The sequence below is a fragment of the Pseudomonas sp. NFACC56-3 genome (assembly GCF_900100025.1).
GTDB lineage: Bacteria > Pseudomonadota > Gammaproteobacteria > Pseudomonadales > Pseudomonadaceae > Aquipseudomonas > Aquipseudomonas fluorescens_AA.
The window spans coordinates 16,796-27,948 of the sequence record NZ_FMTK01000036.1 but is presented as its reverse complement, the minus strand read 5'-3'; the positions used below and the strand labels follow the sequence as shown (position 1 = coordinate 27,948).

9 protein-coding genes are annotated in these 11,153 nt (G+C 62.6%); 3 read left to right on the top strand and 6 right to left on the bottom strand.

Going from position 1 to position 11,153, the window contains the following annotated elements:
* Positions 1–377: 377 nt before the first annotated feature.
* Positions 378–902, bottom strand: a complete 525-nt coding sequence (locus BLO80_RS28340; RefSeq protein WP_092334394.1) for an Mpo1 family 2-hydroxy fatty acid dioxygenase — start codon at positions 900–902, stop codon at positions 378–380.
* Between the two features lie 87 nt (positions 903–989).
* Here BLO80_RS28340 and BLO80_RS28335 point away from each other — a divergent pair, with 87 nt between their 5' ends.
* Positions 990–1,676 carry a Crp/Fnr family transcriptional regulator gene (locus tag BLO80_RS28335; protein ID WP_092334392.1) on the top strand — a complete coding sequence of 229 codons (687 nt, stop codon included), beginning with the start codon at positions 990–992 and terminating at the stop codon, positions 1,674–1,676.
* Positions 1,677–1,874: 198 nt separating this feature from the next.
* Here BLO80_RS28335 and BLO80_RS28330 read toward each other — a convergent pair whose 3' ends face one another.
* The gene (locus tag BLO80_RS28330; protein ID WP_092204960.1) at positions 1,875–2,879 is read right to left on the bottom strand and encodes an AraC family transcriptional regulator; all 1,005 of its coding nucleotides are present in this window, start codon (positions 2,877–2,879) and stop codon (positions 1,875–1,877) included.
* 100 nt (positions 2,880–2,979) lie between these two features.
* Here BLO80_RS28330 and BLO80_RS28325 point away from each other — a divergent pair, with 100 nt between their 5' ends.
* A complete protein-coding gene (locus BLO80_RS28325; protein ID WP_092334390.1) occupies positions 2,980–4,053 on the top strand; it encodes a fatty acid desaturase in 1,074 nt (357 codons plus the stop codon).
* Positions 4,054–4,140: 87 nt separating this feature from the next.
* On the opposite strand, the gene BLO80_RS28320 is transcribed toward BLO80_RS28325, so the two are convergent.
* The 3 genes from BLO80_RS28320 to BLO80_RS28310 all read right to left on the bottom strand — a co-directional run bounded on the left by BLO80_RS28320 (position 4,141) and on the right by BLO80_RS28310 (position 8,222).
* The gene (locus tag BLO80_RS28320) at positions 4,141–6,645 is read right to left on the bottom strand and encodes a TonB-dependent siderophore receptor (protein ID WP_092334388.1); all 2,505 of its coding nucleotides are present in this window, start codon (positions 6,643–6,645) and stop codon (positions 4,141–4,143) included.
* An 85-nt stretch (positions 6,646–6,730) separates the two neighbouring features.
* On the bottom strand, positions 6,731–7,732 hold the full coding sequence (locus tag BLO80_RS28315) for a FecR domain-containing protein (protein WP_092334386.1): 1,002 nt from the start codon (positions 7,730–7,732) through the stop codon (positions 6,731–6,733).
* Complete coding sequence (locus BLO80_RS28310) at positions 7,722–8,222, bottom strand: sigma-70 family RNA polymerase sigma factor (protein WP_092176834.1); 501 nt, start codon at positions 8,220–8,222, stop codon at positions 7,722–7,724. Before BLO80_RS28310 ends, BLO80_RS28315 begins: the two co-directional genes overlap by 11 nt.
* Before the next feature lie 252 nt (positions 8,223–8,474).
* On the opposite strand from BLO80_RS28310, the gene BLO80_RS28305 reads away from it, so the two are divergent.
* Entirely contained in the window at positions 8,475–10,355 is a 1,881-nt protein-coding gene (locus BLO80_RS28305; protein ID WP_092334384.1) for a methyl-accepting chemotaxis protein, read from the top strand.
* A 321-nt stretch (positions 10,356–10,676) separates the two neighbouring features.
* Here BLO80_RS28305 and BLO80_RS28300 read toward each other — a convergent pair whose 3' ends face one another.
* The gene (locus tag BLO80_RS28300; protein ID WP_092334396.1) at positions 10,677–11,141 is read right to left on the bottom strand and encodes an SRPBCC family protein; all 465 of its coding nucleotides are present in this window, start codon (positions 11,139–11,141) and stop codon (positions 10,677–10,679) included.
* Positions 11,142–11,153: the final 12 nt, after the last annotated feature.

Genomic DNA, 11,153 nt, shown 5'->3' with positions numbered 1-11,153 from the left:
TGATAAATCACCAACTCATCTTTGGCGACATCAACACCCACGATCGGCTTTGCGACAGAAACCGGCATTGCCATTGAAAATCCTCCGGGCTAAGGTTTGAACACTTGAAGGGTTCACCCAGAGGCGCAGGCTTGTTCCTATCGTCGGTCTAGGCCAGATGCATTCTTTATCGGCGCTTGGGTGAAAGGAGGAGGGGTGAAATCTCCCACGGTCTGTACTGCGGCTAACAGTCAGAATCGAGCTTTGTCCCTCCTCCCCCCTTCAAGTCCTACCATACAAGCGAGCTTGCTCGCGATAGCGGTGGATCAGTCGACACGGATGTGTCTGGTCGAGCGCAATCGCGAGCAAGCTCGCTCCCACAGAGGGGCATGGTTTTTTCACGCCGCCGAACGCTGGTTGCGCAACGCCACCGGCCCGACACGCTCTTCGATGGCCCGCTTCAGTTCGCCGCGAAGCCCCAGCAGGAAGCCCGCTTCCACCACCACGAACAACGGCCCGACGATCAGCCCGGTGAGGTCGTCGACGAACGCCGGCTTGCGGCCTTCGTAAGAGTGGCCGACGAACTGGATCGCCCAGCCCACCACGAACATCCCCAGGCCACTGCCCAGCCATACCCAGGTGCTTTGCGCGGCGAGCACCTGGCCCAGCCATACCGCCAGGCCCAGCAGCACCGTCATCAGCGCCCCCAGGCGCAACTCCAGGCGCAGGTAGAACCAGGCGCTGGCCACCGCCGCCAGCAGCGCTGGCGACACCAGCACCGTGCCCACTGGCCAGCCGGGGCGTGACAGCAGCACGGCGACGGCGACGAAAATCAGCGGGATCCCGATGAAATGACTGGCGATGTTGCGCGGGTCTCGGTGATAAGCAGCGTATTGACTGAGATGATCGACGAGGCTTTTCATTGTTGTTCCTCCTGAGGTGATGCCTGCATGATGCCCGGGTACCACGAGGCGTTCTGTCAGTTAGCCGACACTTGTCCCGGAGTTTCCATGAATTCGCACCCCTGGCACTCGCACCTGATGGCCGGCCACTGGTACAGCCATCTGCCTGATGAGTTACAGAATAGTCTGCTGGGCATGGCGCGGGTGCGCCGCCTGCCAGCGGGGCATCGGCTGTTCCAGCGCGGCGATCCACCCTGTGGACTGTATGCCGTGCTGGAAGGCGCGATGCGCGTCGGTGCGGTGAACGAACAGGGCAAGGAGGCGTTGCTGAGCGTGGTGGAGGCACCTCACTGGTTCGGTGAAATCTGCCTGTTCGATGGCCAGCCACGGACCCATGATGCGGTCGTGGTGGGTCAAGGTACGCTGCTGCACGTGCCCCAGGCGCCGTTGCTGGCCTTCCTGCAAGCGCAACCGATCTACTGGCGGCATCTGGCATTGTTGATGAGTCATAAACTGCGCCTGACCTTCATCAACCTCGAACACCTGAGCCTGATGCCCGCCCCGGCCCGCGTGGCCCACCGCCTGCTGATGATCGCCGAAGGCTACGGCGAAATCGAACCGCCGCGCCGGGTCTTGCAACTGCCCCAGGAGCAACTGGCGCTGATGCTCTCGCTGTCCCGCCAGACCACCAACCAGATCCTCAAGGACTTGCAGGCACAGGGCATTCTCCACCTGGGTTATGGCGAGATCGAAATCGTCGACATCGAGCGGTTGCGGGCGCTGACCACCATCTGAACCGACCTGACCCCTGTGGCAGCGAGCTTGCTCGCGAAGGCGACAGGTCAGTCGACATCAATATTGACTGATACACCGCCATCGCGAGCAAGCTCGCTCCCACAGGGGGTTTGTGTTGCCGCAGATATCGCGGTCACACCGTTCCCAATGTGGGAGCGAGCTTGCTCGCGATAGGGTCAGCCCAGCCAACGCAAATCCCTAGCGCAACCCATCCCGAAACTGCCCCGGCGTCATCCCGGTCCAGCGCTTGAAGGCGCGGCTGAAGCTGCTGGTATCGGCGAAGCCCAGCAGGTAGCTGACTTCGCTCAGCGAGCATTGGGGATCGCGCAGGTGCAGCAGCGCGAGGTTTTCCCGGCACTCGTTGAGCAGTGCGTCGAAGCGGCAGCCTTCGTCGGCCAGATGCCGTTGCAGGCTGCGCAGGCTCAGGTGCATGGCCTGGGCAATGCGTTCGGCGCTGGGCTCGCCTTCGGGCAGTTGGGCCTCGATGGCCGCGCGCACCTTGCGTTCCCAGGTCAGCGGCTTGAGCTGGGCGAGGGTGCGTTCGAGCACCGTTTCATTGTGCTCGGCCAGTTCCGGGTTGGCGTCGTCCAGGTGGCTGTCGAAGTCGCTGAGGTTGAACTCCAGGCAATCCTGGGCGGCGCCGAAATGCACCGGCGAGCGAAACACTTTATGCCATGGGCTGGGGTCCGCCGGTTCCGGGCGGCGCAGGTACACTGCCAGGGGCGCGTAATCACGGCCGAGGCGGTTGCGACAGGTGCGCACGTAAATCGCCGCGAACGCATCGATGGCTTCAAAGGCCGGTGACGGGCTGCCCTGGGGCACATCGAGATTGAAGCGGTAGCGGTCTTCGCCGCGGCTCAGTTGCAGGGTCAGTGCATCGCTGACCACCGGGTGATAGCGCACGATCCGCTCGAACACTTCCCGCAGGCTGCCGCTGGCCACCAGGGCATAACCCAGTGCGTGAAACGTGGTGGGGCTGACGAAGCGCGATACCCGCAGGCCGATGGCCGGGTCGCCGCTGGCCTGCACGGCCAATGCCCACAGGCGCGTGGTGGCCGAGAGCGGATAACGGGCGTTCGGGTCGTCCATCCATTGCGGGTCGAGCCCCGCCTCGACGCACAGGGCATGGCTGTCCAGGCCCAATGCATCGAGCTGCTTGCGCAGGGCGCGGGTCCAACTGGCGAGGGAGGTCGGTTCCGTCATGACGATTGGCGCTTGCGGTCAACAGGTTGGCGTTTACGGCTACCACCCCATGGGACAACGCCCGGCAGGATGAGCACATCTCTGATAGAGGATGTAAGCCATGCACGGCACTTGCGCAAGCCCCGAGCGATTGAATGCACAACAACGAGCGGCCCATATTCGCCAGGTGGTCCTGGCCCGGGGCGAGGAGTTGCGCCAGCGTTATCCGATCCTGCGCCACCAGGATGCGTTGGGCGCGAGCATCCTGGCGCTGGCCCTGGCTGGGATGATCGGTTCGGCGCTGCTCTACATCAACGGTTACCTGGCCGGGTGGGCGTGCCTGTTGCTCAACGGGTTTTTCGCGTCCCTGACCCACGAGCTGGAACATGACCTGATCCACAGCATGTATTTCCGCAAGCAGCGCCTGCCCCACAATCTGATGATGGGGCTGGTGTGGCTGGCGCGGCCGAGCACGATCAACCCTTGGATCCGCCGCCACCTGCACCTCAACCATCACAAGGTGTCCGGCAGCGAGGCCGACATGGAGGAACGGGCGATCACCAACGGCGAACCCTGGGGGCTGGCGCGGTTGCTGATGGTGGGCGACAACGTGATGTCGGCCTTCATCCGCCTGCTGCGGGCCAAGACCTGGGGGCACAAGCGCAGCATCCTCAAGCGTACGCTGAAGGTTTATTTCCCGCTGGCGTTGCTGCACTGGGGTGCCTGGTATGTGTTCCTCGGTTTCCACGGGGCCAACGGTGTCGCCAGTCTGCTGGGGACTTCAATTGACTGGTCGGCCACCACGCTGGCGACGATGCAGGTGATCGACATCGCGGCGGTGGTGATCATCGGGCCGAACGTGTTGCGCACCTTTTGCCTGCATTTCGTCAGTTCGAACATGCACTACTACGGCGACATCGAGCCGGGCAACGTCATCCAGCAAACCCAGGTGCTCAATCCCTGGTGGTTGTGGCCGTTGCAGGCGTTCTGCTTCAACTTCGGCAGCAGTCATGGCATTCATCATTTCGTGGTGAAGGAACCGTTCTACATTCGCCAATTGACAGTGCCGGTGGCTCACAAGGTGATGCGGGAGATGGGCGTGCGGTTCAATGACTTCGGCACGTTCGGGCGGGCGAATCGGTTTGTGCGGGAAGAGGCTGTCGCACGGGAGGGGGTGGGTACGGCTCGGGTTTGAGACGCACCACTTCAGGGACAAACACCCAACCTGTGGCGAGGGGATAAATCCCCTCGCCACAGGTGCATGCCTGGCCTGAAGAATGAGTCAGAACTGGTAACTCACCGTCGCCGCCACGTTGCGCTCTTCGCCCAGGTAGCAATAGCTCAGGCTCGCGCACGAGGCGACGTAGCTTTCGTTCGTCAGGTTGTTCGCGTTCAGGCGCACGTCCACGCCCTTCAAGCCGACCTTGCCCAGGTCATACCCCACCGAGGCATCGAACAACGTGTAGGACGGCACCTTCATGGTGTTCTCCGCATCGGCCCAGCTATAGCCGACATAGCGCACGCCGCCGCCCAGGCGCAGGCCATCGAGGGTGCCGCTGTCGAACGTGTAGTCCGCCCAGGCCGAGGCCATGTGGCGCGGCGCCTGGGTTGGTGAGTTGCCCTTGTTTTCGATGATGTCGGTGGGCGTGCTGAGGGTGCTGACCATCGATTTCGAGTATTCGATGTCGGTGAAGGTGTAGCTGCCCAGCACTTTGAATTGTTCGGTCAACTGCAGGTGCGCTTCCAGCTCCAGTCCCTGGGAGCGCACGGCACCGATGGCGCGGTAGAAGTTGTCCTGGGGCAGTTTGGTCGCCAGGTTTTCCTGGTCGATGCGGAACAGCGAGGCCGTGTACAGGTCATCGGTGCCCGGTGGCTGGTACTTCAACCCCAGTTCCCACTGCTTGCCATCGGTCGGCGGCAGCGGGTTGCCGGCGCTGTCGGCATAGGAGTTGGGGTTGAACGACTCGGAATAGCTGATGTACGGCGCCAGGCCGTTGTCGAACAGGTACAGCGCCCCGGCACGGCCAGTGAGCTTGGTGCGTTTGTCGTTGATCTCGGTGCCTTCCGGACGACCGAACTCAGCGATGCGGTTCTCATCCGAGGTTTGCACCCAGTCCTGGCGCAGGCCGAGGGAGAAGCGCCACTTGTCCATTTCGATCAGGTCTTGCAGGTAGACGCCGGTCTGCTCCAGGCGCCGCAGGTAGCTGGTGGGGCTGAAGTAGGTGATGGCCGAGTTGCCGTAGACCGGGTCGAAGGCGTTGATCGGCGCCAGGCTGCCGCTGGTCCAGTCGACCACGGTTTTGCGGCGCTGGTAGTCGACGCCCATCAGTACGGTGTGCTGGGTGGCGCCGGTGAAGAATTCGGCTTGCAGCATGTTGTCGACGATGAACGAATGGAGCTTTTCTTCGGCGCCGGTGTAGTAGCGGTTCAGCTCGTTGCTGGTGGGCGTGGTCCAGTCGTAGGCATAGACCTGATCGTTCTTGACCTCGGAATCCAGGTAACGGAAGTTCTGCCGGGCGGTGAAGACATCGTTGAAACGGTGTTCGAATTGGTAGCCGAACGACTGCTGGTCACGTTCATAGCGGTCGATGCCGGGTTCGCCTTCGAAGAAGTGCTCGGAAATCCGTCGACCGTTGCGCTGATGCAAGGTGCCGTCGGCCGGCATGCCACCGTGGTAGCCGCCATCGGGGTCATGCTGCAGGTAGGCTTGCAGGGTCAGCGAGGTGTCCTCGCTGAAGTCGATGTTCACCGTGGGGGCGAGGGCGAAGCGTTTTTCCTTGTTGTGGTCGAACTGGGTGTCGGAGCTGTCCGCCAGGCCGATCAGGCGATAGGTGAGGCGTTTTTCGTCATCCACCGGGCCGCTGAAGTCGAAGCCCATGCCGCGCTGGCCCTGGGTGCCGACCGTGGCCTGGACCTGGTGATAGGCCTCGTACAGCGGCTTCTTGCTGGTCAGCGCCACCAGGCCGCCCGGCGAGCTGCGGCCGTAGAGCACCGAGGACGGGCCCTTGAGAATGTCGACCCGCTCGAGGAAGTACGGATCGACCTGCATGGAGCTGTAGGTGCCGCTGTCGCCCATGGACTTGAGGCCGTCGAGGTAGATGTTATCCACCGAGCCGTCGTTGAAGCCGCGCATCGCCACATAGTCGTAGCGGTGGGTCGCACCATAGGGGTTGGTCAGCACGCCGGGGGTGTAGCGCATGGCCTGGGCCACGGTTTGCGCGCCCTGGTCGTCCATTTGTTCGCGGGTGACCACCGACACGCTCTGGGAGGTTTCCCGCAGGGCGGTGCTGGTCTTGGTGGCGACCTGGCTGTGGGTGGCGTTGTAGCCTTCCATGCTGCCCAAGGCGTTACCCAGGGCGAAGCCCTTGATGTCGGTGGTCGGCAATTCCAATGTGCTGCCAGCGGTCTCGGTTTGCAGCACATAGCTGCTGCCATCCTGGCTGACGGCAACCAGTCCTGAGCCGCTGAGCAACTGCCTCAGGGCCTGGTCGGGCGAATACTCGCCCTTGAGCCCCGGGGACTGGACGCCGCCGGTTTGCGCCGGGGTGCTTGCCAGGGTGATCCCGGCCTGGCGGGCGAACTGGTTCAGCACATCGCTCAATGGGCCCGGGGCTATGTTGTAGCTCTGACGGCTGGCAGTCACGCCGTTTTGTGCGGCCAGCGCGAGCATCGGCACGACGCTGACCCCCAGTGCCGTGGAGAGCAGTGCGGCATGAATCGCCTGGCGCAACAGGCGCGGTTGCGAAGAAAAGCCGAAGGGGTTCTTGAGAGGTACGCGCTCAGTCATTGTAGGTTCCGTAGGAGTCGCCGAAGGCAGATAAGGGTTGCTTACTGTCCTAGCCGGACGCCGGCCTGAAACCCGCCAAAAAAAATCAAGCCAGGCGTTCCACCGTGATCCACCAACGGGTTCGATAGCGCAGCTGTACCGGGAGCGTGCGGGGCAGGACGGCCAGCAATTTGTCGGTGTCTTCCAAGCGGAACACCCCCGACAGGCGCAGGTCGGCGATCGACGCTGCGCAGTGCAGATAGCCCGAGCGGTAGCGTCCTACTTCATTGAGGAAGTCTTCCAGGCGCATGTTGCGCGTGACGATCAAACCGTCGGCCCAGGCGCCTGCGTCCATGTCCAGCGGCGGTGCCAGGGCCGCTGTCGATGCAGTGACCAGATAGCTTTGCCCGGCCTCGACCTGGATGGGCGGACCATCGCTGCTGGGGTGCGAACGGATGACGACGTGTCCGCTGGTGACGCTCAAGCGTGTGCAGTCGCTGTCTTGGCGCACGACGAAGCGCCCTTCCAGCCCTTCGAACAGGCCATGCCTGCTTTTCACCAGCAACGGCCGCCCCGGGTCGCGGCCACAGGTGACCATGATTTCGCCGCGGGCCAGGGTAATCAGGCGCTGCCGGGCGCTGAAGTCCAGGTCGGCGGCGCTGTGGGTGTTGAGCTCGAGCCGCGTGCCGTCCGGCAACTGGAAACCTCGGCGTTCACCGGTGGCGGTGGCGAAATCGGCATTCCACGCTTGCCAGCCCAGGTCTTTGCCCAGCCATGCCGCGCCGCTCACCACGGCGATGCCCGACAGCAACTTCAGGGCCTGGCGACGACTGAGGCGCTGGGCACTGTTTTCCAGGGTATCCAGGGCGACATGGGCACCGGGCACCGCCCGCAGGTTGGCGGTCAATTCGCTGTGCAGCGATTGCACCCGTTGCCAGGCGAGTTCGTGTTCAGGGTGGGCGGCGCGCCAGGTGTCGCACTCTTGGCGCAGGGTCGGGTGAGCGGTGTGATTGCGCAGGCGCAACAGCCAGTTGATCGCCTGCCTGACCACCTGTTGCGACGGGCCGTTGCGGCGGCTCTGCAAGTGATCCGCCGGCTCAGCTTTCATAGCGCAACACATAGCAGTGGTACAGCGCATCGGCGACGTAGCGCTCCACCGAGCGCAACGAGATGCCCATCTGTTCGGCGATCTGCTTGTACGTCAGGCCTTCGCACTGGGCCAACAGAAAGGCCCTGCGCACTTTCGGCTTGAGGCCTTCGAGCATCCTGGCAATGGCTTCGAGCAGTTCCAGGATCAAGGCCTGGGCTTCAGCACCAGGGGTTTGGGCTGGCGGCAGGTGAGCGATGGTTTCCAGGTAGGCGCGTTCGATTTCCGCTCGCCGCCAATGGTCGATCACCAGGCCTTGGGCGATGGTTCGCAAAAAGGCACGTGGCGTCCTGAGCTCCAGGCGTTCGCTGCGCTGCAACAGGCGCACGAAGGTGTCCTGGGCCAGGTCCGCCGCATCGGCGGCATTGCCCAACCGGGTGCGCAGCCACGTATTGAGCCAGCCGTGATGCCGGCTGTAGAGCGCCTGTACTGCAAACTCGGGAGATGACATGGACGCGACGGCCTGGATGTTACAAATGATAATAGGTCGCATTGTCATCATCGCCCGGCGAATTTGCAACCACCGTTTGCCCGCCTTGTCCTCCCGTCGTCTATTTCTTCGAATCCCTAATTATTTGTACAGGCTTGCCGACAGAGTGATATGCGTGCACCAAAGTGGAGCGAAGTGACAACCGCCCGCGTCGTTATATGGAACGTTGCAATCTGGAATGCACCCCCACTCCTTGCATAAGAAGCCCCATCGATGAATCTAAAGTTCAGCCACAAAATCCTTCTCGCCGCCTCTGGTGTGGTGGTTCTGGCTTTTGCCCTGTTCACGCTCTACAACGATTATTTGCAGCGCAACACCATTGGCAGCAGCCTTGAGTCGTCCATCGAGCAATCCGGCGACCTGACGGCCAGCAGCATCCAGAACTGGATGAGTGGCCGGATACTGGTATTGGAAAACCTGGCGCAAAACATCGCGCACCAGGGCGCGACTGCCGATTTGCCCGGGCTGGTCGACCAACCGGCGCTGACGTCGAACTTCCAATTCACTTATGTGGGCCAGGCCAACGGTGTCTTCACCCAACGGCCTGACGCGAAAATGCCTGACGGCTACGACCCGCGTCAGCGCCCTTGGTACAAACAGGCGGTGACCGCCGATAAAACCATGCTGACCCCGCCTTATCTGGCGGCGGTGGGCGGCCTGGTGGTGACCGTTGCCCTGCCGGTGAAGCACAACGGCGAACTGCTCGGCGTGGTGGGCGGCGACCTGAGCCTGGAAACCCTGGTGAAAATCATCAACTCCGTGGACTTCGGTGGTATCGGCCATGCGTTCCTGGTGAGCGGCGACGGTCAGGTGATCGTCAGCCCGGATAAAGACCACGTGATGAAGAACCTCAAGGACATCTACCCCGGCACCCCTGTGCGCATTGGCAAGGGTATCCAAGAGGTCGAGTTGAATGGGAAGGACCGCATTCTTTCGTTCACCCAGGTGGCGGGCCTGCCGAATGCCGAGTGGTACATCGGCCTGTCGATCGACAAGGCCAAGGCCTACGCGCCGTTGAGCCAGTTCCGTACGTCGGCGTTGATCGCGATGTTCGTCGCGGTGGCGGCCATTGCGTTGCTGCTGAGCATGCTGATCCAGGTATTGATGCGCCCGTTGACCACCATGGGCCGCGCCATGCAGGACATCGCCCAGGGCGAAGGCGATCTGACCCGGCGCCTGGTGGTGCAGGGCACGGATGAGTTCGCGGTGCTGGGTGGTTCGTTCAACCAGTTCGTGGAGCGGATTCACGCGTCGATCTCGGAAGTGTCTTCCGCTACTCGCCAGGTGCATGACCTGTCGCAACGAGTGATGACCTCGTCCAACGCTTCGCTCGTCGGCTCGGATGAGCAGAGTGCCCGCACCAACAGCGTGGCTGCGGCCATCAACCAGTTGGGCGCCGCGACCCAGGAAATCGCCCGTAATGCCGCCGATGCCTCGCAGCATGCCAGCGGTGCCAGCGAACAGGCCGATGACGGTCGCCAGGTGGTGGAAAAAACCATCCAGGCCATGACCGAGCTGTCGCAGAAGATCAGCCTCTCGTGCACCCAGATCGAAACCCTGAACGCCAGCACCGACAACATCGGGCACATCCTGGACGTGATCAAGGGCATCTCCCAGCAAACCAACCTGCTGGCCCTGAACGCTGCCATCGAAGCGGCCCGTGCCGGTGAAGCCGGGCGCGGTTTTGCGGTGGTGGCCGACGAAGTGCGCAACCTGGCGCACCGTACCCAGGAGTCGGCGGAAGAAATCCACAAGATGATCACTTCGCTGCAGGTCGGTTCCCGTGAAGCGGTGACCACGATGAACGCCAGCCAGGCGTCCAGCGAAGAAAGCGTGGAAGTGGCCAACCAGGCCGGCTTGCGGTTGGTCAGCGTGACGCAGCGCATTGGTGAGATCGACGGCATGAACCAGTCGGTGGCCGCCGCGACCGAAGAACAGACCGCGGTGGTGGAAACCCTCAACATGGACGTCAGCCACATCAACCTGCTGAACCAGCAAAGCGTGGCCAACCTCAATGAAACCCTGAAGGATTGCGATGCCTTGTCCCAACAGGCCAATCGACTGAAGCAACTGGTGGACAGCTTCAAGATCTGACCCCAGTCGCAAGCCGAGCCACCGCCATCGCGAGCAAGCTCGCTCCCACAGGGGATTGGCGGTGAGCCTGGATATTGGGTTCACGCCAACTCAATGTGGGAGCGAGCTTGCTCGCGATGACGTCGGTACAGCCACCATCACCGGCACAGATCCACCGCTTTCGCGAGCAAGCTCGCTCCCACAGGGGAGAGCCTGGATATTGGGTTCACGCCAACTCAATGTGGGAGCGAGCTTGCTCGCGATGACGTCGGTACAGCCACCATCACCGTCAACAGATCCACCGCCTTCGCGAGCAAGCCCGCTCCCACAGGGGATTGGTGCTTATTTGAACATCTCCTGCACGTTCCCCATCGCCTCATCGGCGAAGCCCTGGAGGAAATCCCTGAAGCCCGACGGGGTGTGGGCGTCGGTGTGGTCGGCGATGATGGTCCAGGTGGCGCGGCAGCGGTTGTCCGCCAGGGGTTCGACGCGCATGGCCGCCCACAGGTTGTCGATGCCCAGGGTGTTGTAGATCAGCGTCCAGGTCATGTGCATGGCCTGGTCGTCGCGGCTGTTGAGCTGTTCCACCACCAGGTTCTGCCCATCGCGGAAGAATTTCTTGCGCAGGGACCTCACGCCCGCGCCGGTCATTTCGATGTGCTCCAGGGCCGGGATGAAGCGGTTGAATCCGCCAAAATCACCCACCACGTCCCAGACGCGCGCCGCGTCGGCCGTGACCTCCACCGAGGTTTCGACCTGGCAGGCGTGGGGGTTTTTGATCAGGGTGTCGGGTTGAAATGCACTCATGGTCTTGCTCCT

What these genes read in the sequence shown, in the direction of transcription:
- BLO80_RS28340 (WP_092334394.1), bottom strand. Translation starts at nt 902, where the DNA reads ATGAAAAGCCTCGTCGATCATCTCAGTCAATACGCTGCTTATCACCGA.
- BLO80_RS28335 (WP_092334392.1), top strand. Translation starts at nt 990, where the DNA reads ATGAATTCGCACCCCTGGCACTCGCACCTGATGGCCGGCCACTGGTAC.
- BLO80_RS28330 (WP_092204960.1), bottom strand. Translation starts at nt 2,879, where the DNA reads ATGACGGAACCGACCTCCCTCGCCAGTTGGACCCGCGCCCTGCGCAAG.
- BLO80_RS28325 (WP_092334390.1), top strand. Translation starts at nt 2,980, where the DNA reads ATGCACGGCACTTGCGCAAGCCCCGAGCGATTGAATGCACAACAACGA.
- BLO80_RS28320 (WP_092334388.1), bottom strand. Translation starts at nt 6,645, where the DNA reads ATGACTGAGCGCGTACCTCTCAAGAACCCCTTCGGCTTTTCTTCGCAA.
- BLO80_RS28315 (WP_092334386.1), bottom strand. Translation starts at nt 7,732, where the DNA reads ATGAAAGCTGAGCCGGCGGATCACTTGCAGAGCCGCCGCAACGGCCCG.
- BLO80_RS28310 (WP_092176834.1), bottom strand. Translation starts at nt 8,222, where the DNA reads ATGTCATCTCCCGAGTTTGCAGTACAGGCGCTCTACAGCCGGCATCAC.
- BLO80_RS28305 (WP_092334384.1), top strand. Translation starts at nt 8,475, where the DNA reads ATGAATCTAAAGTTCAGCCACAAAATCCTTCTCGCCGCCTCTGGTGTG.
- BLO80_RS28300 (WP_092334396.1), bottom strand. Translation starts at nt 11,141, where the DNA reads ATGAGTGCATTTCAACCCGACACCCTGATCAAAAACCCCCACGCCTGC.